Source organism: Streptomyces chisholmiae, from assembly GCF_031845445.1.
GTDB classification, from domain to species: Bacteria; Actinomycetota; Actinomycetes; order Streptomycetales; family Streptomycetaceae; genus Streptomyces; species Streptomyces chisholmiae.
Genome location: NZ_JAVREO010000008.1, coordinates 306,725 through 332,692, shown reverse-complemented (window position 1 = coordinate 332,692; position 25,968 = coordinate 306,725). Strand labels below are relative to the sequence as shown.

Here is a 25,968-nt window from a genome sequence, read left to right as displayed (position 1 = left end):
TCCGGGCCACTGTCCGCCGGCCCGGCCGCGCGGGGGGGGGGCGGGGCCCCCCGACTCGTTTCGCGTCCGACCGCGTCTACACCTCTCCGGCCATTTCGTGTCCGTTCTGTGACCGGCTGGCGAACAACCTTCTCCGGGCGTGGTTGGTCATCACACCTGCACGACGGTTCACGAGCCGTGCCCCATGACCGGAGGGGCCCGTTCCCTTTCCCCCGAAGGGTTCGGGCCTCTCCGCCGTTTCCGGGCGGTGCCGACCGTCCGCCGCCGGCCGGCCGAGCCGCGGGCTCAGTGGTCCCGGTCGGTGGCGTCGCCCTCGGGGGCCTCGGCCGGCTCCGCGCGGTCGGCCGCCGGGTCGGCCCGGCGGGGTGGCACCCGGGGCACCGGCAGGGTCACCGGCAGCCGGAGCGCGCCGAAGGCGTCCGCCGGCACGGCGGGCCGGGCCGGCGGCACCGGCGCCAGCGGGCGGTAGCCGGCCGGCTGGGCGGGGCGCGGGTCCTGTTCCCCCTTGTTGGGCCAGAGCGCGAAGGCGCGTTCCGCCTGGGCGGTGATGGTCAGCGCCGGGTTGACGCCGAGGTTGGCGGAGACGGCGGAGCCGTCCACCACCGAGATCCCCGGGTGCCCGTACAGCCGGTGGTAGGGATCGACCACGCCGTGCTCCGGGTCGGCGCCGATCGGGCAGCCGCCGAGGAAGTGCGCGGTGAGCGGGGTCCCGATCAGCTCGCCGACGTTGGTGCCGGCGAACCCACCGATGTCGGCGGCGAGTTGGCGGGCCGCCTCGGCGCCGGCCGGGATGAAGTCCGGGTTGGGCTCGCCGTGCCCCTGGCGGGCGGTGAGCAGCCCGCGGCCCGGGCGGCGGCTTCTGCGGTAGGTGGTCAGCGAGTTGTCGTGGGTCTGCATCACCAGGCCGATGATGGTCCGCTCCGACCAGCGGTGGTTGGACATCGACACCAGGAAGAGCCACGGGTGCCGCACGGTGGTGGCCGCGTAGGCGAGTGCCCTGGGCAGCCGGCCGCCCTGCCGGAACTGCTTGATGGAGAGGAAGCCCATCGCGTTGGAGCCGCGCCCGTAGCGCACCGGCTCGATGTGGGTGTGCGGGTCCGGGTGGATGGAGGAGGTGATGGCGACGCCCCGGGTGAAGTCCAGGGTGGCGTCCCGGCCGTGCCTGGCCCGGTAGCGGCGTGGGTTGGTGCGGGCGCCCACCAGGGCCTCGGAGTTGGTGCGGGTCAGGGTGCCGAGCCGGTCGGAGAGCCGGGGCAGGGTGCCGGTGTCCCGCATCCGGTGCAGCAGCGTCTGGGTGCCGTAGGTGCCGGCGGCCAGCACCACCTGGCGGACCCGCAGGGTGCCGCCACGGCGGCGGCCGCGCGGGCCGGCACCGGTGGGGGCCCAGCGGACCAGGTGGCCGGCGCCGGCGGGGAGTTCGGCCACCGCGGTGACGGTGGTCAGCGGCCGGATCTCGGCGCCGGCGCGTTCGGCGAGGTACAGGTAGTTCTCGTTGAGGGTGTTCTTGGCGCCGTGCCGGCAGCCGGTCATGCACTCGCCGCACTCCAGGCAGGCGCGGCGGCTCGGGCCGGCGCCGCCGAAGTACGGGTCGGGCACCTCGTCGCCGGGGTCGGCGGGGTGCGAGCCGTCCGCGTCGGCGGCGTCGCCGAAGAACACGCCGACCGGGGCCGGGTGGTAGGTGTCGCCCACCCCCATCCGCTCGGCGGCCGCCTTCAGGTGCCGGTCGGCCGCGGTGGTGGTGGGATTGACGCGCGCCCCCAGCATCCGTTGGGCCTGCGCGTAGTAGGGCGCCAACTCGTGCCGCCAGTCGGTGATGTCGCGCCACTGGCGGTCCTGGAAGAAGGCGTCGGGCGGCACGTAGAGGGTGTTGGCGTAGTTGAGCGAGCCGCCACCGACCCCCGCACCTGCCAGGATCATGACATTCCGGAGCAGGTGGATGCGCTGGATCCCGTGCAGGCCGAGCCGGGGCGCCCACAGGTAGTCCTTCAACCGCCAGGAGTTCCTCGGCAGTTCGGACCGCTCGAAGCGGCGGCCGGCCTCCAGCACCACCACCCGGTAGCCCTTCTCGGTCAGCCGCAGCGCGGCCACCGCGCCGCCGAAGCCCGAGCCGACCACCGCCACGTCGTAGTCGAGACCGCCCTCCCCCGCCGGCGCCCGCCGGCCGGCGCTCACCGCAGCCCCAGCGACTTCATGGCCCGCAGCGAGCGGCTGATCAGCGCCGTGTACCGGCGGTCGTCCAGGCCGTGCGAGGGGGCCAGCGGCAGCAGCCGCTGGCGGGCCACGGTCTGCGGCTCGGTGAACTTCAACAGCCCCTCGGCGCCGTGCCGTCGGCCGAGCCCGGAGTCGCCCATGCCACCCATCGGGGCGCGCACACTGCCGTAGGCGGCGGCGTAGCCCTCGTTGATGTTGACCGTGCCGCAGCGCAGCCGGGCGGCGATCCGGCGGGCCCGGCGGGCGTCCCGGGACCAGACGCTGGCGTTGAGCCCGAACCTGGTGTCGTTGGCCAGCGTCACCGCCTCGTCCTCGGTGGCGAAGCGGCGCACCGAGACCACCGGGCCGAAGGTCTCCTCGGCGCAGACCCGCATCGGCGGGGCGACGTCCGTGAGCACGGTCGGCTCGTGGAAGTAGGGCCCCAGGTCGGGGCGCGGCCGGCCGCCGGCGAGCACGGTGGCGCCACGCGCCCTGGCGTCCTCGACGTGCTGGACGACGGTGGCCAGTTGGGCGGCGGAGCTGAGCGACCCGACGTCCACCCCGTAGTCCAGCTCGGGGCCGATCCGCAGGGCCTCGACCCGGGCCAGGAAGCGGGCCAGGAAGGCGTCGGCGACCGAGGCGTCGACCAGCAGCCGCTCGATCGAGACACACAGCTGCCCGGCGGACGAGAAGCAGGCCCGCACGGCACCCTCGGCGGCCCGGTCCAGGTCCGCGTCCCGGAGCACCAGCAGGGCGTTCTTGCCGCCCAACTCCAGGCTGCTGCCGACCAGTCGGGCGGCGGCCCGCTGGGCGACGGTGCGGCCGGTGCGGGTCGAGCCGGTGAACGTCACGTAGTCGGCGTGCTCCACCACCAGCGGCCCGACCACCGGGCCGGCGCCCAGCACCACCGTCCAGACCTCGGCGGGCAGCCCGCACTCGATCAGCAGCCGGCGGGCCCACAGCGCCGTGAGGGCGGTCTCGGTGTCGGGCTTGTGCACCACCGCGTTGCCGGCGAGCAGCGCCGGCAGCACGTCGCCGGCGGACAGCTCCAACGGGTAGTTCCAGGGCGAGATCTGGCCGACCACACCGTGCGGCCGGCGGGCCTCGCGGACCTGGGTCAGCAGCGGGATGGCGCCCAGGTGGCGGCGGGGCCGCAGCAGGCCGGGCGCGGTGCGGCCGTAGTAGCGGGCCGCCATGGCCACCGACTGCACCTCCTCGTGCGCCGAGAGCCGGCTCTTCCCGGTCTCCAGCTGGATCAGGTCGAGCACCTCGGTCTGGCGGCGCAGCAGCAGGTCGTGGAAGCGCAGCGCGATCCCGGCCCGCTCGCGCGCCGGCCTGGCCGCCCAGCCGGGCTGGGCGGCGCGGGCCAGGTCGAAGGCGGCGGCGACCTCGTCCTCGGTCGCCTCGGGCAGCTCGGCGAGGCGCTCGCCGGTGAACGGGCAGTGGCAGGCGGTCTTCCCGCTGCCCACGACCCCCCGGGTGAGGGACGCGACCAGGGAGTCGGTGACGGTCCGGGCGGCCGCGGCGCCCGCCTCTGACTGCGCTGTCGTCATAGCCGGAGGGTACGACGCGGCGCGACGGCTGCCTACCCGTTGGTAATCAGTTTTTGCCAGTGATCGCTGGCAGCGAGGGCGGCCGGGCCGACCCGGGTCAGAGGGCGAAGCGCAGCTGGCTCAGGAACGTCTCGTAGAGCTGGTCACCGGCCGCCCGCCCCGCGCCCTCGGCGCCCAACGTGGTCACCTGCACCTGCCAGTTGGAGCCGGCGCTCGGGCCACCGAAGAACAGCGAACGCCGCAGCACCGGCGCCGCGCCCGGGTCGCTCGCGCTGGTGGTCAGCACGGTCAACTCCACGGCCTCCCCACCGGCCTGGAAGTCCACCGGGCGGATCTCGTCCGAGACGCTCGCGTAGTTGGCGTCGGCCCGGTAGCCGGCGACCTGGTGCTCCGCCTCGGTCCGCGGCGGCGAGGCGAAGCCCGGGTAGTACCAGAGGTCGATGGAGTGCGCGCCGTCCGGCGACCGGTAGCTGACCTGCCGGTCGGTGTTCGGGTTCGGGTCCCGGGTGAAGCCGTCGGGCAGCGACAGGGTCATCGCCAGCGCCGGCTCGTCGCGCGGTCCCCAACCGCCGTCCCCGTCACCCGCGTCCGGGTCGGCCGGGGCGCCGTCGCCGGGCCGCTCGCCCCCCGCGCCGGCCGGGTCCTCCGGGTCGGCGTCCGGATCGTCCGCCGGGTCCTCGGGGTCGGCGTCCTGGGCGTCGGGATCTGCCGGGTCGGCCGACCGGCCGGCGGTCTCCCCGCCGTCCTCGCCGTCGTCGCCTGCCTCGTCCGCCTCCGTGGTGTCCTTGTCGTCGTCCGTCGGATCGACGACGGATGTCTGCCCGTCGGTGGTGGGGTCGGACAGGCCGGGGCGGCCGCCCTCGGCCAGCGCCCCGCCGCCGTCCGGCCACAGCGCCACCAGCAGGGCCGTCACCAGCGCCACCGAGCCGACCGCGGCACCGGCCACCCAGCGGCCGCGGCGCCCGGCGGCGAGCCGCCGCCGCCAGCCACCGCCGCCGCCACCGGCCCCGCCGCCGGCGGCGCCACGGGCGGCCTCCCGTTGCAGCACCCGCCGGATCTCCGCCGGCTCCGGCCGGGCCGCCGGCCGCTTGCTGAGCAGCCGCAGCACCAGGTCACCCAGCGCGTCCTCGCCCCGCGCCAACGGCCGGGGCGGAGCGGAGATCACCGCCTGGATGGTGGCCGCGAGCTGGTCGCGGCGGAACGGCGACGCGCCCTCCGTCGCCATGTACAACAGCACCCCGAGCGACCACAGGTCGGCCCCGGGGCCCGGCCGTTCGCCCAGCGCCAGCTCGGGGGCGACGAACTCCGGCGAGCCGATGAACGCCCCGGTGTCGGTGAGCGCCTGCTCGCCCTCCACCCGGGCGATCCCGAAGTCCGTCAGCACCACCCGGCCGTACGGCCCCAGCAGCACGTTCGCCGGCTTGACGTCGCGGTGCAGCACCCCCGCCCGGTGGGCGGCGTCCAACGCGTCCAGCACGCCGAGACCGATCCTGGCCGCCTCGGCCCGGTCCAACGGCCCGTTCGCCAGCAGTTGTTCGAGCGAGCCGCCGCGGACCAGCTCCATCACCAGCCAGGGCCGCCCGTCCTCCAGCACCAGGTCGTGCAGGGTGATCACGGCCGGGTGGTCGATCCGGGCGGCGGCCGTCGCCTCCCGCCGCATCCGGGCGAACGCCCGGCGCTGGCGGGCCGGATCGACCGCGCTCGGCAGCCGCGGCTCCTTGACCGCGACCTCCCGGCCCATCACCTCGTCCCTGGCCCGCCAGACGGTGCCCATCCCGCCCCGGCCCAGCAGCTCGATCAGCAGGTAGCGGCCCCCCAGCAAGGTGCCCTGCCGTTGGCCCGCCCCGCGCCCTGATGCGGCGTGCGCTCCTTCGTTCACCTACCCGATCCCCGTACTCCCCCGAGTTTTCGGTCGCGCGCGACCGGTGGACCGCCCGTCGCCCCCGGCCGGGCCGTCCCGGCGCCCACGGCACCGGGAGGGCGTCCCCTGGGCACATCCGCCGCGCGCCGGACGGCTGGTCGAGCCGGTGCCGGCGGCCCCGCTTTCTGGTCGAGTCGGCGGGGGGCGGGCGGTGACAGCGGGGCTGGGGGCGGTTCGTCAGTCGGCGCGTTGGTAACTCTCCGCTGTGACGTCGTAGGTCTCGGCGACCCGGTCCCTGAGGTCCGAAGGGCCGCGCACCTGGACGACATGGTAGTCGCCGGCGATGAGCAACACCCGGTTGTACGCGACCAGGTCGCGCCCGCCCTCGCGCCAGGCGAAGACCCCCTCGGCCATCTGCACGTCGCCCACCCGGGTCTCCAACAGCCCGCTCTGCTGGGCGAACTGGTACTCCCGGAAGGCCGCCAACTCGGGCTGGCTGGTCAGCTGGTAGTTCATCGGGGTGTCACCGAAGTCGGCGACGCTGTCCCGACCGGGGACCACCAGGATCTCCAACTCGCCGTCGCCGTAGGAGATCCCGCCCGCCTCGGCGGTCTCCCGCCGCCAGTCCGCCGGCACCGCCAACGCGAAGCCGGCCGCGTCCGACACCACGACGAAGCCGTCCGGCGGCGGCGCCGGCTCGCTGTCGCCCTCCGCCGGCGACGGCTGGGTCGCGCCCTCGGTCGGCTCGGCCGACGCCTCGTCCTCCGGCGCCTCCTCGTCCTCCCCGCCGCCCGGGGCGCCCGGCGGCGCCGGATCGACGCCCTCGTCCGGCGTGCTGTCGCCGTCCGGGCCGCGGCCCTCGCCGGTCGCGCCGCCCGCGCCCCGCTCGCCCGGCGCGAACGCCAACACGTAGGCCACCGCGCCCGCCAGCCCCAGCAGCACCAGGGTCAACAGCACCCGGCCCAACCGACGCGGCCGGTGCTCCCCGCGCTCGCGCGGGCGCCGGCGCGGGCCGACCAGCTCACCACGGCGCCGCAGTATCGGCAGCCGCCTGGGGTCGGCCGGGCGGCCCGGCTCCAACGCCGGCGGCGGGGCGGTGACCAGGTGGCGACCGACGTCCGGCTCCGGCGCGCCGCGCAACAGCGAACGCAGCCAGCCGCGCAGCGCCTCGGCGCTGGGCCGCTCCGTCGGGTCCTGCCGCAGCAGTGACTCAACGATCGGCCGCAGCGCGCCGCAGTCCTCGGCGAACGCCGGCTGCTCGGCGCAGACCGCCTGCACCAACTCGGCGGCGCTGTCCTCCGGGTAGGCCGGATAGCCCTGCACCGCGCGGAAGAGCAGCGCGCCGAGCGCCCAGAAGTCGACCGCCGGGCCGACCGGCGGCGCCAGCCGCCAGTGCTCGTAGACCGGCCCGGCCTGCTCGGGCGCCCAGCGCTCGGTGACCGCGCCCACCACCATGATCCGCGCCTGCCGGGCGCGTTCGGCGGCCAGCGCGCTGTCCGGGCCGCGGTACCTGTCGTCGGCGGCCTCGCCGGCCCCGGTGGCCGCCGGGGCGCCGGCCAGCGCCGACGGCCCGCCCTGCGGCGTCGGGACGACCTGCGGGGTCGGGACGGGGGCCTCGCCCGGGCGCTGGGCCGGTAGGCCGGGGCCGGCAGGCCCGCGCCGGTCGGCGGCCGGCCCGGCCGGCGGCACGGCGGACAGCTGCCCGGCGCGCTCGCTCGGGCGGGCGCGGGGGCGGTCGTCGGCCCGCTCCACCGACCACTCGCCGGTCGGCTCCGGCCCGCCGGGGCGGGGGGCGCCGGGCAACTCCCAACCGGCGCGCACCGGCTCGCTCGGCAGCCGGGGGCCGGGCGGCTCCGGGGCGCCGGCGCCCCGGCCGCCGTCGGCGGCCTCCCCGCCGCCCCCGTCCTGGGGGCGCCCGGGGTGGTGGGCACTGCGGGCCGCGCCGGCCCGCGCGCCGGCGCGGTAGGCGGCGATGGCGCCGCTGCGCGCCGCGCGCTCCGCGGCGGCCCGCTCCGCCGGCGTCTCGGGCGGCCGGTGCTCGCCGGTGGACTCGGGGCCCCCGAAGCCACCGGGCTGCCGGGCGCCGCCCTCGAAGTCCCAACTGGACGGCAGCCCGTCCCGCTCCCCGGGCGTGCCGGCGGCCGGCGGGGCGCCGGGGCCGCTGTCCCACCGCTGGTACCCGTCGGGCAGCTCGCCCTGCGGGGCGCCGGACGCGAAGCCGGGCGGCAGGTCGCCCGGTGTGTCCTCGGCGGACGGCACCGCGCCGGGCGCCTCGCCCGGCCGCGGCGCACCGGCCGGCTCGACGCCGGGCGGCCACTGCCGCTCGGCCGAGCCCCAGTAGCCGGCGCCGGCCGGCGGTGCGGCGCCGTAGCCGGCGGAGACCTGGTACCCGCCGGCGGCCGGCTCGGCCGCCGGGCCGGGGGGCGCGTCCCAGGCTCCGGGGCCGACCGGCTCGGCCGGCGCGCCGGCCGACAACCAACTCCCGGCGGCCGACGCCCCGTCAGCGGCCAGCGGGGTGCCGGCCGAGCCGGTCGGCCGGGCCCCGCCGTTGCCCTGCCCGGCCCCGCCGCCGTTGCCGTTGCCGCCGTTGCCGTTGCCGTTGCCGCTGTCATATCCGCCGGCCGGCGAACTCCCGCCGGCCAGGCCGCCGTTGCCGGCCGCCGGCCCGGGCGGGGCGCCGGCCGGGCCCCGGGACCGGGGCCGGGCGGCGAAGGTGTCGGGGATCTCCGGCGCCGGCAACGGGTCGTACCCACAGAGCACTTCCTCGGCCGCGCCGGCCGCCAGGCCGGTCAGTACGGCCCGCCCGTCGTCGCAGATCAGCACCGTGCGGGCGGTGACGTTGCGGTGCGTCCAGCCGTTCGCGTGCACGATCCGCAGCGCGGCGAGCAGGTCGGCCGCCACCTCGGCGGCCCGGTAGGGGCCGATGCCCTCCTCGGCGAGCAGCGCGGCCAGCGGCCTGGCCGGCACCGCCTCGCTGACGATCCACAGCCCGTCGCCCTGCACGAAGACGTCGAAGACCTGGTCGAGCCTCGGGTGGTCGGGCAGCGCTGCCGCCGCCACCGCGGCCTCCAGGGCCCGCCGGACCAGGGGGTCGTCGGGCGTCCTGGTCGCCCGGTCGGCGAACCCACCGCGCGCCCCGGCCGCCGCCGCCCCGCCGCGCCGGGCGTCGCCGTCCACCAGCTCGGCGTCCACCACCTCGGGCAACGGCACCTGCCGGACCAGGACCTCCTGACCGCTGGCGGTGTCGAACGCCCGGGACTCGACGAACTCGAACTCGTCCGATGGGGCTTGCGGCAGCCGGTAGCGATCGGCCAGCAACCGCCCCGCGTACTTCTCCACGATGCGCCTCCCCACCGCGTGCCCGCCCACCGAAACGGCTCCCACGATACGGCGCGGGGGACCCGTCCGGCTACGGTCCGTCAACTGGCGATTCTTCTCAGTCCTGTTCAGTGGACCCGTCGAGTCGGTCCCGTTCGGTCAGGCGCGTTCACCCTGACCCGATGCCGGACCGCCGTGTTCACTCATTCCAGTGGCTCGAACGTCGCGAAGGCCGTCTCGCGCAGCGTCACGCACGTCGCCCCCTCCCACTCCTCCACCGGGCAGGTGATCATGATCGCGTAGCCCCGGTCGTCGTCGACCTTGAAGCCACGGTTGAGCACCCGGACTCTTTCCCCGTCCTCGGTCCTTTCGAACTGCCAGTCGGCGACGGTGGGGTAGTCGTTCCAGTCGACGGGCTCGATCCCCAACCCCTCGTAGTCCGTGCTGAGTCGGCGGGTGGTCGGCTCCAACTCGCGCCAGGAGGCCTCGGCGTCGTCGCCCGGGCTGTTGGTGAAGTCCACCTGTGCCTTGATGGAATCGCCCTCATCGGCGGCGTAGATGACCCCCGAGTTCTGCCCGGAGGTGCCTATCGCCCGCCAGCCCTGGGGCAGCGAGATGCTGAAGTGGAAGTCCGGGTTGACCACCTCGGCGTAGCCGGTGGGGCTGTCCGGGCGGGCGTCCGGGTCGTTCTCCGGAGTGGTGCCTGGCGGGGCGCCGTCGTCCTCGCCCGGCGTGCCCGCCGTCTCCTCCTCCTGCTGCTCCTGGCCGTCGCCCGCGGACTCGCCGCCGCCCGCGTCGGGGTCGGTCTCCTCGCCCTCCGCGTCCGCGTCGCCCTCCGGCACCGGGTCGTTGCCCTCCTGCTCCGGCTGGCCCGCGCCCTCGGTCTGCTCCTGCCCGGTGTTCGCACCGCCGTCGCCGTCATCCCGGCTGTTGAGCCAGAGCACCACGGCGACGCCGAGCACGACCAGGGCCACCACCACGGCGCCGACGGACAGCAGCAGACGCCGCCGGTCGGCGTCCGCCGCACCGCCACCGGCCGGCGCGACGGGCGACGGCGGGCCGGCCGCACGGCCGGCCCCACCGGACGCGGAACCAACGGAGGCATCGGGCGCACCCGAAGCGTTGGCGGGCGGGACGGCGGGCACCGGGTGCGCCGGCGTGCGCGGGTCACTCGCCCCGGGACGCGGCCGAACCACCGACTTCCGCGGCGCCGGCGTCCGGTCGCGCGGCTGCTCCGACGTCCGCCCCGGCTTCGGCGCCTTGCCCGTCTTCGGCGTGGCGGACTCCGCCCCGACCTGGGGCTTCGCGCTCCGGCCGACCATCAGCGTCTGGTGGTCGGTGACCGAGCCGATGCCGTCGCCGCCGGCCAGCACCTCGTTCAACAGCTGCCGCACCCGCGGCTCCGCCGGCCGGTCCTCCGGCTTCTTCTGCAACAACTCGACGATCAGCCCGGTCAGTTCACCGGCCTGGGTGGGCTCGGGCACCGGGTCGTGCATCACGGCGGCCAGGGTGGCTATGGCGCTGCCCTCGTCGTAGGGCGGCCGGCCCTCGACACAGCAGTAGAGCAGGCCGCCGAGCGACCACATGTCGGCCGGCGGCCCCGGCGACGCGCCCCTGGCCCGCTCGGGCGAGATGTACGAGGGCGCGCCCACCAGCATGCCGGTGGAGGTGATGGACGGGTCCCCCTCGACCTTGGCGATGCCGAAGTCCGTCAGCACCACCCGGCCCTCGTCGTCCGCCACGATCACGTTGGACGGCTTGACGTCGCGGTGCAGGATGCCGGCGTCGTGCGCGTCGCGCAGCACGTCCAGCACGGCCAGGCCGATCTCGGCGGCCCGCCAGGGGGACATCGGCCCCTCCTGCCGGATGATGTCGGCGAGCGAACGCCCCTCGATCAGCTCCATCACGATCCACGGTCTGGCGCCCTCGTCCACCACGTCGTAGATGGTGACGACGCCCCGGCTGCGGATCGTCGCGATCGCCTTGGCCTCCCGCAGGGTGCGGGTGATCATGCGCTTCCGCTCGGCCTCCTCGACCCCGGCCGAGAGGCGCAGCTCCTTGACCGCGACGGTGCGGCCGAGCACCTCGTCGGTGGCCTCCCAGACCGTGCCCATGCCACCGCGCCCCACCACGGAGCCCAGCCGGTACCGGCCCTTGAGCAGCCGGGACGAGCCGCGGCGCATCGGCTGCACCCGGGTCGTGGGGCGGTCCTCCGCGCCTCCGGCGCCGGGGGCGTCGCCGTGGCCGGCCCCGCCCATCGCCAGGGCGCCCGCGTCCGCCGCGGGCGCCGGGCCGGCGGCGGCCCGGGCGGCCGCGCCGCCGGCCGGCTCCTCGGCCTTCGCCGGTGCCGCGGCGTCCGCGCCGCGCTCCGGCTCCGGGGCCTCGGCCGGCCGTGCCCCCTCGGCCGACCCGGCGTCGGCCGGCCGGACGCCCTTCCCCGCCGGGCCGGCCGCCGTCGGCACGGCACCCGCCTCGGCGGGCCTCCCGGCCGCCGCACCCGCCGGGCCGGCCGTGTCAGCTCCGGCCAGGCCGGCGCGCGCGGCGCCGCCCTCGGCCGGCTCCGCCGCCGCCGTCCCCGCCGTCGTCGTCTTCCGCGCCGTGGCCGTCTTCCCGGCCGCCGGCGCCTTCTTGCCCGCCGTCTTCCCCGCAGCTGTCTTCCCCGCAGCCGTCTTCTTCGCAGCCGCCGTCTTCCCCGCAGCCGTCTTCTTGGCCGTGGTCGCCTTCTTGGCCGTGGTCGCCTTCTTGGCCGCCGGCGCCTTCCGCGCGGTCGACGCCTTCTTGGCACCCCCGCCCGCGGCGCGCGCCGCGCCGCCCGCGCCGGCCCGCACGCCGTCCGCGTCCGCCGACCCGCCGCCAGCCGACGCGCCGCCCGCCGGCGCATCAGCGCCCGCGGCGCCCGCTGCTTCGGCTCCGTCGGCGCCGGCGGCGCCGGCGGCGGCTCGCCCGGCAACCTCCCCGCCGTCGGCCCCGGCTGACGCGCCGACGCCCCCCGCACCGGCACCGCCGGCACCGGCGTCGGGCGTGCCCCCGCCGGCCTCGGCGTCGGCGGCGGCCCCGCCGCCGTCCTCGACCTCGTCCGGCTGCCGGCGCAGCCCCGACTCGTTTGCCCCGCTGTCCTGGCCCATGCGTGCGTCCCCTCCGGCTTCCCGGCCCATTGTCACCCATGCGTATGACATCCGGGGCGCCGGGCGACCCGGCCGCGGAAGTGGATCAGTAACGAATCGGCGCGTCCTGAGGTCCCGTCAGGGGCGGCGCCGGCCGCCCCTGACAGCGCCGTCTCACAGCGGAACGGTGTCCGGGGCGCCGAGCCGGGCCGCGTCGGCCGTCTGGTCGTCGGGCTGCAGTTGGGACTCCCGTTCGGCCTCCACCCGCTTCAGATAGTGCTCCACCTCACGCTCCACCTGCTGGTCGGACCAGCCCAGCACGCCGCCCATCAACTGGGCGCACTCCTGGGCGCTTCGGGTGCCCCGGTCGAAGGTCTCGATCGAGATCCGGGTCCTGCGGGTGAGCACGTCCTCCAGGTGCCGGGCCCCCTCGTGCGAGGCCGCGTAGACGATCTCGGCCTTCAGATAGTCGTCCGCCGCGGGCAGTGGCTGGCCCAGCCGGGGGTCGGCGACGATCAGGTCCAGCAGTTCCTGCGTCAACGAGCCGTAGCGGTGCAGCAGATGCTCGACCCTGGCCTCGTGCAGGCCGGCCCGGGCGGCGATCCGGGACCGCGCGTTCCACAGCGCGGCGAAGCCCTCCGCGCCCGCCAGCCTGACCTCCTCCGTGCAGCACTCCGCCACCCGCTGGTCCAGGCCGTGCACCGCCGCGTCCACCGCGTCCTTGGCCATCACCCGGTAGGTGGTGTACTTGCCGCCGGCGACCACCACCAGGCCGGGCACCGGGTGGGCGACGGTGTGCTCCCTGGAGAGCTTGCTGGTGGCGTCCGACTCGCCGGCCAGCAGCGGACGCAGGCCCGCGTAGACGCCCTCCACGTCGTCCCTGGTGAGCGGCGTGGACAGCACCGAGTTGACGTGTTCCAGCAGGTAGTCGATGTCCGCGCTGGACGCGGCCGGGTGCGCCTTGTCCAGGTCCCAGGCGGTGTCCGTGGTGCCGACGATCCAGTGCCGGCCCCAGGGGATCACGAAGAGGACGCTGGTCTCGGTGCGCAGGATCAGGCCGGTCGTCGAGTGGATGCGGTCCTTGGGCACCACCAGGTGGATGCCCTTGGAGGCCCGGACGTGGAACTGGCCGCGCTCGGCGATCATCGCCTGGGTGTCGTCCGTCCAGACGCCGGTGGCGTTGACCACCTGGCGGGCCCGGATCTCGTAGGCGCGGAACTGCTCGTCGCCGTCGCCGGGGCCGCCGCTCTCCAGGTCCAGCACCCGCACGCCGACCACCCGCTCCCCCTCCCGGAGGAACTCGGTGACCCGGGCGCGGTTGGCCACCCGGGCGCCGTAGCTGGCCGCGGTGCGCACCAGGGCGGCGACGAAGCGCGCGTCGTCCACCTGCGCGTCGTAGTACTGCAACGCGCCGACCAGCGCGTCCTTCCGCAGGCAGGGGGCCACCCGCAGGGCGTGGCCGCGGGTCAGGTGACGGTGTCTCGGCAGCCCGCGCCCGTGGCCGGAGGAGATCGACATGGCGTCGTAGAGGGCCACCCCGGAGCCGGCGTAGAACCGCTCCCAGCCGCGGTGTCGCAGCGGGTAGAGGAACGGCACCGGGCGGACCAGGTGCGGGGCGATCCGGCTGAGCAGCAGGCCGCGTTCCCGCAGCGCCTCCCGCACCAGGCCGAAGTCCAGCATCTCCAGGTAGCGCAGCCCGCCGTGGATCAGTTTGCTCGACCGGCTGGAGGTGCCGGCGGCCCAGTCCCGCGCCTCCACCAGTCCGGTGGACAGGCCCCGGGTGGCGGCGTCCAGCACGGTGCCGGCGCCCACCACGCCGCCGCCGACCACCAGGACGTCCAGTTCTCGTTCCGCCATCCGGGCCAGTGCCTCGGCCCGCTGTTCCGGTCCTAGCGTCGCTGTCCTCACCGCTGCCTCCCTGGCTGTCGCACTGCGTCCGCTGCCTGGTCCCGCTGACGATGCTCTCCCAGCTCCGATCCGTTCGCCCCCCGAGCGCGTCCCCTCGGCCCCGTTGACCCGCCCAATCCACCGCATCTGTCATATATGCCCGTAACCTGACAGGTAGTGCATATGCCCTCCCCCGGGGGAGGGGCCGAGGGAAGGGAGCCGCCCGCGTATGCCCGCCGATCTCGCTGTTCTGGGCCTTGGGCCGATGGCGCTGCCCGCCGCCAGGGCGGCCACCGCCGCCGGTGTCCACACCGTCGCCTTCGTACCGGATGCCCGGACCGCCGCCGGCTTGAACGCGGGGAGACCTCCCGTGGACGGCTCGCTGACCGCGCCGGCGCTGCGCCGGATGGTGGCCGGCGGCTTCCGGGCGGCGAGCGACCCGGGCGTGCTGAGCCGGGTGCGGACCGCGCTGATCTGCGCACCCACCCCGCCCGACGACCGGGGCGCGCCCGACCTGGACGCCGTCCGGGCGGCGGCGACCGCGCTGGCCCCCCGGTTGCGCCCGCGCACGCTGGTGGTGCTGGAGTCCACGGTGCCGCCCGGCACCACCGAGGGGGTACTGCGCCCGGTGCTGGAGCGGGGCTCCGGGTTGCGCGCCGGCCGGGACTTCCAGCTGGCGTACGCCCCCGGCCGGGCCGAGCCGGTCGGCCCCGGCGGCCACGCCGGCGTCCCCCGGGTGATCGGCGGCCTCACCCCGGACTGCACGGAGGCCGCCGCCGCCTTCTACGGCCGGCTCACCGACAAGGTGGTGCGGGCCAGGGGGCTGCGGGAGGCGGAGACGGTCAAGGTGCTGGAGACCAACGCGCAGCACGTCAACATGGCCCTGATCAACGAGATGGCGGTGTTCTGCCACGAGTTGGGGATCGACCTGTGGGACGTGGTCCGCTGCGCCGAGGCGCGGGCGCCGGCCCCCGGCGTCCGCCGCCCCGGGCCCGGCGTCGCCGGCCCGGACGCGCCGGTCAACCCGGGGAACCGGCTGCGGCTGGTGGGCCTGGCCCGCGAGCTGAACGAGCGGATGCCCGGCTATGTCACCGAGCGGGCCACCACGCTGCTCAACGAGCACGGCAAGTCGGCACGCGGGGCCCGGATCCTGCTGCTGGGCGTCACCCACCGGCCGGAGCTGCCGGCGCCGGCACGCGGCCCGGCCCGGGAGGTCGCCTGCCGGCTGCTGTCGCTCGGCGCCCAGCTCAGCTTCCACGACCCGTATGTCAGCGACTGGCGGCCGGCGGGCCGGCCGGTGCCGCGCGCCGACGCGCCCTACGAGTCGGCCGCCGCCGCCGACCTGACGCTGCTGCTGCACCACCACGGCACCTACGACCTCCAGGGCCTGGCCGCCAAGGCGCAGCTGCTCTTCGACACCCGGGGCGCGACCCCGGCCGGGGCGGCCCACCGGCTCTGACCGGCCGGCCGCCCGGGGGCGTCAGCGGGAGCGGGCCACCGTGACCTCCACCCGCTGGAACTCCTTCAGCTCGGAGTAGCCGGTGGTGGCCATCGCCCGGCGCAGCGCGCCGAAGAAGTTCATCGAGCCGTCGGGGGTGTGCGACGGGCCGAGGAGCACCTCCTTGGTGGTGCCGACCGTGCCCAGGTGCACCTTCTTGCCGCGCGGCACCTCCTCGTGCACCGCCTCCATGCCCCAGTGGTGGCCGCGGCCCGGGGCGTCGGTGGCGCGGGCCAGCGGGGAGCCGATCATCACCGAGTCGGCGCCGCAGGCGACGGCCTTCGGCAGGTCGCCCGACCAGCCGACGCCGCCGTCGGCGATCACGTGCACATACCGCCCGCCGGACTCGTCCAGGTAGTCCCGCCGGGCCGCCGCCACGTCGGCGACCGCGGTCGCCATCGGCACCTGGATGCCGAGCACGTTGCGGGTGGTGTGCGCGGCACCGCCGCCGAAGCCGACCAGCACGCCGGCCGCGCCGGTGCGCATCAGGTGCAGCGCCGCCGTGTAGGTGGCGCAGCCGCCGACGATCACCGGGACGTCCAGCTCGTAGATGAACTGCTTGAGGTTGAGCGGCTCGGCCGCGCCCGAGACGTGCTCGGCGGAGACCGTGGTGCCGCGGATCACGAAGATGTCCACGCCGGCGTCCAGCACGGCCTTGGAGAACTGCGCGGTCCGCTGCGGGGAGAGCGCGGCGGCGGTGACCACGCCCGCGTCCCGCACCTCACGGATGCGCTGGAAGATCAGCTCCTCGCGGATGGGCGCCGCGTAGACCTCCTGGAGCCGCTGGGTGGCCCGCTCCTCCGACAGCTCGGCGATCTCGGCGAGCAGCGGCTCCGGGTCCTCGTACCTGGTCCACAGACCCTCCAGGTTGAGCACCCCGAGGCCGCCCAGCTCGCCGATGTGGATGGCGGTCTTCGGGGAGACCACCGAGTCCATCGGCGCGGCCAGGAACGGCAGCTCGAAGCGGTAGGCGTCGATCTGCCAGGCGATCGAGACCTCCTTCGGGTCACGGGTGCGGCGCGAGGGCACCACGGCGATGTCGTCGAAGGCGTAGGCGCGCCGCCCACGCTTGCCGCGCCCGATCTCGATCTCAGTCACAGGTAGAGCCCTTCCGTACGGTGTGCGCCCCCCAGTATCCCCGATGCCGCCGCGGCGGCCCCGGGCGCTACCGCCGCGCGTAGTTGGGGGCCTCCGTGGTCATCTGGATGTCGTGCGGGTGGCTCTCCTTGAGCCCCGCCGAGGTGATCCGGACGAAGCGGCCGTGCTCCTTGATCTCGGGAACGGTGCGTCCGCCGAGGTAGTACATCGACTGGTGCAGGCCGCCCACGAGTTGGTGGACCACCGAGGCCAGCGGGCCACGGTAGGGCACCTGGCCCTCGATGCCCTCAGGGATCAGCTTGTCGTCGTCGCCGACGCCCTGCTGGAAGTAGCGGTCCTTGGAGTAGGAGCGGCGCTCCCCCCGGGACTGCATGGCGCCCAGCGAGCCCATCCCGCGGTAGGACTTGAACTGCTTGCCGTTGATGAACTGCAACTCCCCGGGGGACTCCTCGCAGCCGGCCAGCAGGCTGCCGAGCATCACCGTGTCGGCGCCGGCGACCAGCGCCTTGGCGATGTCGCCGCTGTACTGGAGGCCGCCGTCGCCGATCACCGGGACGCCGGCCTCGCGGGCCGCGAGCGCCGCCTCGTAGATCGCCGTGACCTGCGGCACCCCGACGCCGGCCACCACCCGGGTGGTGCAGATCGAGCCGGGGCCCACGCCCACCTTGATGCCGTCGACACCGGCGTCCAGCAGGCTCTGCGCGCCGTCCCGGGTGGCGACGTTCCCCGCCACCACGTCGACCTGGCCGTGGTTGGACTTGATCTTGGCGGCCATCTCCGGCACCAGCCGGGAGTGGCCGTGCGCGGTGTCCACCACCACGAAGTCCACGCCGGCCTCGATCAGGGCCTGGGCCCGCTCGTAGGCGTCGCCCGCGACGCCCACCGCGGCGCCCACGATCAGCCGGCCCTCGGCGTCCTTGGCGGCGTTCGGGTACTGCTCGGCCTTGACGAAGTCCTTGACCGTGATCAGGCCCTTGAGCAGGCCGGCGTCGTCGACCAGCGGCAGCTTCTCGATCTTGTGGCGGCGCAGCAGCTCGACCGCGTCCGCGCCGGAGATCCCGACCTGGCCGGTGACCAGCGGCATCGGGGTCATCACGGCCCGCACCTCGCGGGAGCGGTCCGACTCGAAGGCCATGTCGCGGTTGGTGACGATGCCCAGCAGCTTGCCGGCCGCGTCCGTCACCGGGACGCCGCTGATCCGGTACCGGCCGCACAGCTCGTCGGCCTCCCGGAGGGTGGCGTCCGGCCGGATCGTGATCGGGTCGCTGACCATGCCGGACTCGGAGCGCTTCACCCGGTCGACCTGGGCGGCCTGCTCCTCGATCGAGAGGTTGCGGTGCAGCACGCCGGCCCCGCCCTGCCGGGCCATGGCGATCGCCATCCGGGCCTCGGTGACCTTGTCCATCGCCGCGGAGAGCAGCGGGACGTTCACCCGGACGTTGCGGGAGATCCGCGAGGAGGTGTCGATGTCCTCGGGCGCCAGATCCGCCGCGCCGGGCAGCAACAGCACATCGTCGAAGGTCAGCCCGAGCGCAGCGAACTTCTGCGGCACCTCACCCACGTGATCAGTCATGACACCACTTTTCCGAATGAACCAACGAACTGGACGGTCTCCCCACTGGCTCACCGGCCGGGGTGTCCAGCTTACGACCCTGAAACCACTCGCTCGGCCCAGCGCCGTCAGCGCCCGGCGAGCGCCCGGAGCCGGCTGAGCGCCCGGTGCTGGGCGACCCGCACCGCGCCGGGCGACATCCCGAGGCGGTGCCCCGTCTCCTCGGCGGTCAGCCCGACCGCGACCCGGAGCAGCACCAGCTCGCGCAGGTGGGCGGGGAGGTTGGCGAGCAGCTTGCGGGCCCACTCGGCGTCGCTGCTCAGCAGCGCCCGCTCCTCGGGGCCCAGCGAGTCGTCGGGCCGCTCGGGCATCTCGTCGGACGGCACCGCCATGCTGCCCGGGTGCCGCAGCGCGGCCCGCTGGAGGTCGGCGACCTTGTGTTGCGCGATGGCGACGACGAAGGCGTCGAACGGGCGCCCGGTGTCCCGGTAGCGCGGCAGCGCGCAGAGCACCGCCAGGCAGACCTCCTGCGCGAGGTCGTCCACGAAGTGGCGAGCCTCACCCGGGAGGCGGGAGAGCCGTACCCGGCAGTAGCGCTGGGCCAGCGGATGCACGTGGGCCAGCAGATCGTGAGTGGCCTGGGCGTCGCCCATGGCCGCGCGATGCGCCAGGGCGGCGATCGCCGAGGTGTCGTCATCGCGCATCGGTCCATGGTGCACCCCCGCCGGCCGCTCAGCGGCCGCTGTGGCGGAGTTGTGCACCGAAGCGTTATGCGCGGGAGCGCTGAAGGTCACGTTCCTGGCCCTCCCCTTCACACCCGGCTGGCTCGTCCCCAAGGAGCTTCATGCTTCCAGGATGCGACACCGGTGGACCGTTTGGGCCCCGCTCCCCACCGGACGGGGTGGAGCGCCCGTGGCGAACACCCCGTCCAAACCCGTGTGCCGGGTGCGGTCAGCGGACCAGTCCCCAGCGAAAACCCAAGGCCACGGCGTGTGCGCGGTCCGAGGCACCCAACTTCTTGAAGAGCCGGCGGGCGTGCGTCTTGACCGTGTCCTCCGAGAGAAACAACTCGCGGCCGATCTCCGCGTTGGACCGCCCGTGGCTCATCCCCTCCAGCACCTGGATCTCCCGGGCGGTGAGCGTGGGGGCCGCGCCCATGTCGGAGGAGCGGAGCCGGCGGGGGGCGAGCCGCCAGGTCGGGTCGGCCAGGGCCTGGGTGACCGTGGCCCGCAACTCGGCCCGGGAGGCGTCCTTGTGCAGGTAGCCGCGGGCGCCGGCGGCGACGGCCAGCGCCACCCCGTCGAGGTCCTCGGCGACCGTCAACATGATGATGCGGGCGCCCGGGTCCGCCGAGAGCAGCCGGCGGACCGTCTCCACGCCGCCGAGGCCGGGCATCCGGACGTCCATCAGGATGAGGTCGGAGCGGTCGGCCCCCCAGCGGCGGAGGACCTCCTCGCCGTTGGCCGCCGTCGTGACCCGCTCGACGCCGGGCACCGTGGCGACCGCTCGACGGAGCGCCTCCCGGGCGAGGGGGGAGTCGTCACAGACAAGGACAGAAGTCATGGCCGCCCTCCGCAGCTGATGCGCGTCACCTTGTGCCTCCAGGGAGTTTGAGTCGTCATCCGGGCGATCGGCAGCCGAGCCAACCGCCTCCGCCCTCTCAACGATGGTCACCCGAAAGAGTTACGGCTTCCCACCTCACAGCATCAGCACTGTACGTGACCAGCTCATCACGCAGTAGCCGGGTCCCGACCAACACGCGAGTGATTGAGTTTTGCCCTATTTAGACCTTCTTTTCCGCTTTGTCGTGTCTAAGGCTATATTCGGCTGGTAGTCATATTTACATCTACTTCCGTGGCTCTTTGGTTCTTGCTCGGTCGCGAAGACGACTCGCTGACGACTCGCTGACGATGGGACACTGTCATGGCAGATTTCTCCCGCCTTCCCGGCCCCAACGCCGACCTCTGGGACTGGCAGTTGATGGCCGCCTGCCGGGGCGTGGACAGCTCGCTGTTCTTCCACCCGGAGGGGGAGCGCGGCGCCGCCCGGAGCGCTCGGGAGGAGGCGGCGAAGGAGGTGTGCACCCGCTGCCCGGTGCGCACCGAGTGCGCGGCGCACGCGCTCGCGGTCCGCGAGCCCTACGGCGTCTGGGGCGGGCTGACCGAGGACGAGCGGGAGGAGCTGCTCGGCCGGGCCCGCCGCGGCTTCGTCGAGAGCGGCGCCCAGCACCGGCCCGGCTGACCGCCGCCCGGTCACCCGGCGGTTCCCGGCGCCGCACGGGGCGACTACCGTCACCCGCATGACGACGGCATTGGTGACCGGGGCGAGCGCGGGGATCGGCGCGGCCTTCGCCCGCAGACTGGCCGGCGACGGCCTCGACCTGATCCTGGTGGCCAGGAACGGCGAACGGCTCGCGGCCCAGGCCGCGGAGCTGACCGAGCGGTACGGCGTCGCGGTGACCGCGCTCCCCGCCGACCTGGCCACCGACGCGGGCATCGACGCGGTGGCCGAACGGCTCGCCGATCCGGACCGGCCGGTGGACGTGCTGGTCAACAACGCCGGCTTCGGCCTGGGCGGCGGCTTCCTGCGCGCCTCACTGGCGGAGGAGCTGCGGATGCTGCGGGTGCACTGCGAGGCGGTGCTGCGGCTGACCTCGGCCGCCGCGCCGGGGATGCGCGAGCGGGGCCGCGGCTGGGTGGTGAACGTGTCCTCGGTCGCCGCCTTCGTGCCGCGCGGGACGTACGGCGCGTCCAAGGCGTGGGTGGTCAGGTTCACCGAGGGCGTGGCGCTGGAGCTGGCGGGCAGCGGGGTGCGGCTGATGGCGCTCTGCCCCGGCTTCGTGCGGACCGAGTTCCACCAGCGCGCCGAGATGGACATGACGGCGCTGCCCGACTGGATGTGGCTGGACGCGGACCGGGTGGTGGCGGCCGGGCTGCGGGACCTGGCCCGCGGACGCGTGGTCAGCGTGCCGGACGTGCGGTACAAGGCGCTGCTGGGGGCGGCCAGGCTGCTGCCGGTGGCCGCGCTGGGGCGGGTGTCGGCGCGCGCCGGCCGGGAGTTCGGGCCCCGGCGGCGCGGCGAACGGGCCGGCCGGTTCGCCCGGCGGGGCACCGCGCGGCCGGGCGGGTAACGCGCGGCCGCCCGCCCCGCAGCGGCGACGCGAGACGGCCGGGCCCGGCGGACACCACGAGGGTGTCGCCGGGCCCGGCCGCGTGCCGTGTGGCGGCGCTGACCCGAGGGTCAGTGCGCGTGCCCGTGGCCGCCGTGGCCGGCCGGCTCGGGCTCCTCTTCCTTCTTCTCCACCACGAGGGTCTCGGTGGTGAGCAGCAGGGAGGCGATGGACGCCGCGTTCTGCAGGGCGGAGCGGGTGACCTTGACCGGGTCGATCACGCCGTCCTTGACCAGGTCGCCGTAGGTGCCGGTGGCCGCGTTGTAGCCCTGGCCCTTGTCCAGCTCGCTGACCTTGGAGGTGATGACGTAGCCCTCCAGGCCGGCGTTCTCCGCGATCCAGCGCAGCGGCTCGACGACGGCGCGGCGGACGATCGACACGCCGGTGGCCTCGTCACCGGTCTTGTCGAGGTCGCCTTCGAGGACCTTGGCCGCGTGCACCAGGGAGGCGCCGCCGCCCGGGACGATGCCCTCCTCGACCGCCGCGCGGGTGGCGGAGATCGCGTCCTCCAGGCGGTGCTTCTTCTCCTTCAGCTCCACCTCGGTGGCCGCGCCGACCCGGATCACGCAGACGCCGCCGGCGAGCTTGGCGAGGCGCTCCTGGAGCTTCTCGCGGTCCCAGTCGGAGTCGGTGCCCTCGATCTCGGCCTTGATCTGGCCGACCCGGTCCTGGATGGCGGCGCTGTCACCGGCACCGTCCACGATGGTGGTGTCGTCCTTGGTGATGGTGACCCGGCGGGCGGTGCCGAGCACCTCAAGGCCGACCTGGTCGAGCTTGAGGCCGACCTCCTCGGAGATCACGGTGCCACCGGTGAGGGTGGCCATGTCGCCGAGCATCGCCTTGCGGCGGTCGCCGAAGCCGGGGGCCTTGACCGCGACGGAGTTGAAGGTGCCGCGGATCTTGTTGACGACGAGGGTGGAGAGCGCCTCGCCCTCGACGTCCTCGGCGATGATCAGCAGCGGCTTCGAGCTGCCGGCCTGCATGATCTTCTCCAGCAGCGGCAGCAGGTCCTGGATGGAGCCGATCTTGCCCTGGTGGATCAGGATGTAGGGGTCGTCGAGGACGGCCTCCATGCGCTCCTGGTCGGTGACCATGTAGTGCGAGAGGTAGCCCTTGTCGAAGGCCATGCCCTCGGTGAAGTCCAGGTCGAGACCGAAGGTCTGCGACTCCTCGACGGTGATCACACCGTCCTTGCCGACCTTGTCCATGGCCTCGGCGATCAGCTCGCCGACCCGGCTGTCCTGGGCGGACAGCGCGGCGACGGCGGCGATGTCCTCCTTGGAGTCGATCGGGCGGGCGCTGGCCAGCAGGTCGTCGGAGATGGCGGCGACGGCGGCGTCGATGCCGCGCTTCAACCCCGAGGGGGAAGCGCCGGCGGCCACGTTCCGCAGACCCTCGCGCACCAGGGCCTGGGCGAGCACGGTGGCGGTGGTGGTGCCGTCACCAGCGATGTCGTTGGTCTTGGTGGCCACCTCCTTCACCAGCTGGGCGCCGAGGTTCTCGTACGGGTCCTCGGCCTCGACCTCACGGGCGATGGTGACGCCGTCGTTGGTGATGGTGGGGGCGCCGAACTTCTTGTCGATCACGACGTTGCGGCCCTTGGGGCCGATGGTCACCTTGACCGCGTCCGCCAGCTGGTTGACGCCGCGCTCAAGGGCCCGACGGGCGTCCTCGTCGAATTTCAGGATCTTCGCCATGGGTCTTCGGTGTCCCTTAGTTCCTTCTTGGAGTCAGGCCGCAATCAGGCCGCTGGAATCAGACCGCGCCCCGGCCCCGGCACGTGGCAGAGCGGGTTCCGGGGCGCGGCGCGACAAGCGTCGGTGCGTTACTTCTCGACGATGGCGAGCACGTCGCGCGCCGAGAGGACGAGGTACTCCTCGTTGTTGTACTTGACCTCGGTGCCGCCGTACTTGCTGTACAGCACGATGTCGCCGACCTTGACGTCGAGCGGCAGACGGTTACCGTCCTCGAAGCGGCCCGGGCCCACGGCCAGGACGGTGCCCTCCTGGGGCTTCTCCTTGGCGGTGTCCGGAATGACCAGGCCCGAAGCCGTGGTCTGCTCGGCGTCGAGCGGCTGGACCACGATGCGGTCCTCAAGCGGCTTGATGGCAACCTTGGAGCTGGCGGTCGTCACGATCCGACCTCCCCCTTCGGAGATCTCACGGGGTTATCTATGGCTGGATGGCGACCTGGAGGACCCGTCGTCGCGGGTGCCGAGTCCGCCTGTCGCGCGTTCTGGCACTCTTTGAGTGAGAGTGCCAGCCATGAGACTAGGCCGCCGTTAGCACTCAGTCAACTAGAGTGCCAGCGAGCCGGTCGCCGCGCCCCGTCGGAGCCGGTCCCGGGGCTCAGAGATAGTCCTCCAACCGGGCGACGGCGAAGCCCTGTTCGGTGGCCGTGTCGAGCAGCAGCCGCACCATGTCGGTCATCGCCGCGTCCCACTCGCGCTCGCCGCGGAAGTGCGTGAGCACGATGTCCCCCGGGCGGAACCGCTGGTCCGCGCGCCCGTAGTCGATCCGGTCGGGGAACGCCTCCGCCGCCCACAGCGGCACCACCTCGATGCCGCACTCGGCGGCGGCCCGCAGGGTGTCCTCGTCATAGGCCCCGTAGGGCGGCCGGAAGAGCACCGGGCGGTGCCCCAGCTCCCGCTCCATGATGTCCTGTTGGCCGCAGATCTCGGCCCGCTGCTCGGCCCGGCTCAGGGTGTTCATCTGGCGGTGGGTGATCGAGTGGTTGTGCATCCCGTAGCCGGCCCGCTGGGCCTCCCGGAAGTAGCCGTAGTCCTCCCTGGCCACCTCGTCGGAGAGGAAGCCGGAGATCGGGACGTCGAGGTCGCGGAGCATCTCCAGCAACGCCGGGTCCTTGTCCGCGCCGTCGTCGACGGTGAGGAAGATGACCTTGTGGTCGGTGGGCACCTGCACGATCACCGGCGGCAGCCCCTCCCCCGTCACATGGCCGGGCTCGGTGGTCAGTTCGGCCTTCTCGGTGGGCGGCGTGGGGGCGCGCAGCGGCACGTCGCGCAGCTTCCAGGTCTTGGCGGCCGCCCCCCGGCGCACCTCGGCGCGTTCCAGCCGTTCGGCGTACGCCAGGAGCGTGTGCGCCACGCTGGACGCCTGGACGCGCTGCGGTGCGCCGAGGAACTGGCCACCGAGGGCGGCCGGCCGCTCGATCTCGGCGGTGAGGGTGCGCCACCTGGGCTCGTCGGGCGGCGGTTCCGGGCGCAGCGGCGGCGGGAGGCCGACGCCCGAGCAGACCACGGCGAGCAGGGTGGCGCCGCTGAGCGCGCCATAGCGTCTGAGCAGCCCGCGCACCCCGGCGGCGGGGGCGGCCCGGCCCGCCGGACGGCCGGCGGCGTGCGCCGGGCGGGGCCTGGCGTGCCGGGGGGTGTGGGCGGCGTCGGGGCGCCGCCGGACCCGCGCCTCGAATTGTCGTACTTGTCTGATTAGCTTCATGGCTCGGGATGCTGCCACCGGGAAGCCGCCCTCCCCCGCAGCCCCCACCGCCAAGACGGGCAGAATGACCCGGGTGGCCGCACCAGAAGACTCCCCGCCCGACCCGACCGAAGCCTTCGCCGCCCTGCTCACCGAGCCGGGCCAGCGCCTGCTCGACCTGGTCAGGGACGTCGCCCCGGCCGAGGAGCTGGCCGTCGCCACCCGGCTGCGCCGGGACCACCCGGCCGGCCTGGTCGCCGCCGCGCTCGGGCAGGCCAGGCTGCGGCAGCGGGCCGTCGCCAAGTTCGGCGCCGAGGCGGGCGCGATGTACTTCACCCCGGACGGCCTCGAACAGGCCACCAGGACCTCCGTCGCCGCCTGGCGGGCCGGCCGGCTGGCCGCCGCCGGCGCCCGCCGGGTCGCCGACCTGTGCTGCGGCGTCGGCGGCGACGCGATCGCCCTGGCCAGGGCGGGGCTCGACGTGCTCGCCGTCGACCGCTCCCCGCTGACCTGCGCGGTCGCCCGGGCCAACGCGTCGGCCCTCGGCCTGGCCGACCGGATCAAGGTGCGGCTCGGCTCGGTCGAGGACGTCGGACTGGCCGGCTACGACACGGTCTTCGTCGACCCGGCGCGACGCGGCGGCCGGGGCCGGGTGTTCGACCCGGAGGCGTACTCGCCGCCGCTGTCCTGGGCGCTGGCCACCGCGGCCGACCGGCCGCTGGCCGCGCTCAAGATCGCCCCCGGCGTCCCGCACGAGGCGATCCCGGCGGCGGCCGAGGCCGAGTGGGTCTCCCACCGGGGCGAGGTCAAGGAGGCCGTGCTGTGGTTCGGCGGCGACGCCGCGCCCGGCCGCCGCCGGGCCACCCTGCTGCCCGCCGGCGACTCGCTGGCCGGCACCCCCGAGCCGGCCCCGACGGGCGCCCCCGGGCGCTACCTCTACGAGCCGGACGGCGCCGTGATCCGGGCCGGGCTGGTCGGCGCGGTGGCCACCGAACTGGCCGGCCGGCTGCTCGACCCGAGCATCGCCTACGTCACCACCGACCAGCCCCGCCGCACGCCGTTCGCCGTCGGCTACGAACTCACCGACGTACTGCCGTTCCACCTCAAGCGGCTGCGGGCGCTGCTGCGGGAGCGGGACGTGGGCACCCTGACGGTCAAGAAGCGCGGCTCGGCGATCAGCCCCGAGGAGCTGCTGCGCCGGGTCAAGCCCAGCGGCACCGGCTCAGCCACCGTCTTCCTGACCCGGGTGGCCGGCGCGCCCAGCATGCTCATCGGCCACCCGCTGGCCGGCTGACCCGGGCCGCGGC

17 protein-coding genes are annotated in these 25,968 nt (G+C 75.0%); 4 read left to right on the top strand and 13 right to left on the bottom strand.

All coding sequences use genetic code 11. The features are described 5' to 3' along the window. Positions 1-285: 285 nt before the first annotated feature. From RM844_RS16145 to RM844_RS16120, 6 genes are all read right to left on the bottom strand, one after another. Entirely contained in the window at positions 286-2,172 is a 1,887-nt protein-coding gene (locus tag RM844_RS16145) for a GMC family oxidoreductase (RefSeq protein WP_311667885.1), read from the bottom strand. Further along, positions 2,169-3,743 carry a succinic semialdehyde dehydrogenase gene (locus RM844_RS16140; protein WP_311667884.1) on the bottom strand — a complete coding sequence of 525 codons (1,575 nt, stop codon included), beginning with the start codon at positions 3,741-3,743 and terminating at the stop codon, positions 2,169-2,171. The genes RM844_RS16145 and RM844_RS16140 overlap by 4 nt, the downstream gene beginning before the upstream one ends. A 97-nt stretch (positions 3,744-3,840) precedes the next feature. Then, positions 3,841-5,622, bottom strand: coding sequence for a serine/threonine-protein kinase (locus RM844_RS16135; RefSeq protein WP_394814517.1), 1,782 nt, complete (start codon positions 5,620-5,622; stop codon positions 3,841-3,843). Positions 5,623-5,841: 219 nt separating this feature from the next. Further along, positions 5,842-8,943, bottom strand: coding sequence for a protein kinase family protein (locus tag RM844_RS16130; protein WP_311667883.1), 3,102 nt, complete (start codon positions 8,941-8,943; stop codon positions 5,842-5,844). 182 nt (positions 8,944-9,125) lie between these two features. After that, positions 9,126-12,047, bottom strand: coding sequence for a serine/threonine-protein kinase (locus RM844_RS16125; protein ID WP_311667882.1), 2,922 nt, complete (start codon positions 12,045-12,047; stop codon positions 9,126-9,128). Positions 12,048-12,200: 153 nt separating this feature from the next. After that, positions 12,201-13,934 carry a glycerol-3-phosphate dehydrogenase/oxidase gene (locus tag RM844_RS16120; protein WP_311667881.1) on the bottom strand — a complete coding sequence of 578 codons (1,734 nt, stop codon included), beginning with the start codon at positions 13,932-13,934 and terminating at the stop codon, positions 12,201-12,203. Positions 13,935-14,142: 208 nt separating this feature from the next. Here RM844_RS16120 and RM844_RS16115 point away from each other — a divergent pair, with 208 nt between their 5' ends. Continuing rightward, positions 14,143-15,372, top strand: a complete 1,230-nt coding sequence (locus RM844_RS16115; RefSeq protein ID WP_311667880.1) for a nucleotide sugar dehydrogenase — start codon at positions 14,143-14,145, stop codon at positions 15,370-15,372. Positions 15,373-15,393: 21 nt separating this feature from the next. Here the strand turns inward: RM844_RS16115 and RM844_RS16110 are convergent, their stop codons facing one another. The 4 genes from RM844_RS16110 to RM844_RS16095 form a co-directional block, all read right to left on the bottom strand. Continuing rightward, complete coding sequence (locus RM844_RS16110) at positions 15,394-16,509, bottom strand: GuaB3 family IMP dehydrogenase-related protein (RefSeq protein ID WP_311667879.1); 1,116 nt, start codon at positions 16,507-16,509, stop codon at positions 15,394-15,396. Between the two features lie 67 nt (positions 16,510-16,576). Next, positions 16,577-18,082 (bottom strand): IMP dehydrogenase, encoded by a 1,506-nt coding sequence (gene guaB / locus RM844_RS16105; RefSeq protein ID WP_311667878.1) that lies wholly within the window; start codon positions 18,080-18,082, stop codon positions 16,577-16,579. A gap of 107 nt (positions 18,083-18,189) precedes the next feature. Next, positions 18,190-18,765: an RNA polymerase sigma factor ShbA gene (gene shbA, locus RM844_RS16100; RefSeq protein WP_311667877.1), complete on the bottom strand. Its 576-nt coding sequence runs from the start codon at positions 18,763-18,765 to the stop codon at positions 18,190-18,192. Between the two features lie 247 nt (positions 18,766-19,012). Continuing rightward, the gene (locus RM844_RS16095; RefSeq protein WP_019431595.1) at positions 19,013-19,624 is read right to left on the bottom strand and encodes a response regulator transcription factor; all 612 of its coding nucleotides are present in this window, start codon (positions 19,622-19,624) and stop codon (positions 19,013-19,015) included. Between the two features lie 360 nt (positions 19,625-19,984). On the opposite strand from RM844_RS16095, the gene RM844_RS16090 reads away from it, so the two are divergent. Together RM844_RS16090 and RM844_RS16085 are read left to right on the top strand one after the other, a co-directional pair. Continuing rightward, positions 19,985-20,302: a WhiB family transcriptional regulator gene (locus RM844_RS16090; protein ID WP_311667876.1), complete on the top strand. Its 318-nt coding sequence runs from the start codon at positions 19,985-19,987 to the stop codon at positions 20,300-20,302. 58 nt (positions 20,303-20,360) lie between these two features. Continuing rightward, entirely contained in the window at positions 20,361-21,191 is an 831-nt protein-coding gene (locus tag RM844_RS16085; protein WP_311667875.1) for an SDR family NAD(P)-dependent oxidoreductase, read from the top strand. 110 nt (positions 21,192-21,301) lie between these two features. Here the strand turns inward: RM844_RS16085 and groL are convergent, their stop codons facing one another. From groL to RM844_RS16070, 3 genes are all read right to left on the bottom strand, one after another. Then, a complete protein-coding gene (gene groL / locus RM844_RS16080) occupies positions 21,302-22,927 on the bottom strand; it encodes a chaperonin GroEL (RefSeq protein ID WP_311667874.1) in 1,626 nt (541 codons plus the stop codon). A gap of 128 nt (positions 22,928-23,055) precedes the next feature. Further along, the gene (gene groES, locus RM844_RS16075; RefSeq protein WP_097230433.1) at positions 23,056-23,364 is read right to left on the bottom strand and encodes a co-chaperone GroES; all 309 of its coding nucleotides are present in this window, start codon (positions 23,362-23,364) and stop codon (positions 23,056-23,058) included. Between the two features lie 214 nt (positions 23,365-23,578). Further along, positions 23,579-24,682 carry a polysaccharide deacetylase family protein gene (locus RM844_RS16070; RefSeq protein WP_311667873.1) on the bottom strand — a complete coding sequence of 368 codons (1,104 nt, stop codon included), beginning with the start codon at positions 24,680-24,682 and terminating at the stop codon, positions 23,579-23,581. Between the two features lie 64 nt (positions 24,683-24,746). On the opposite strand from RM844_RS16070, the gene RM844_RS16065 reads away from it, so the two are divergent. Beyond that, positions 24,747-25,955: a THUMP-like domain-containing protein gene (locus RM844_RS16065; RefSeq protein WP_311667899.1), complete on the top strand. Its 1,209-nt coding sequence runs from the start codon at positions 24,747-24,749 to the stop codon at positions 25,953-25,955. The last annotated feature ends 13 nt before the right edge of the window (positions 25,956-25,968 follow it).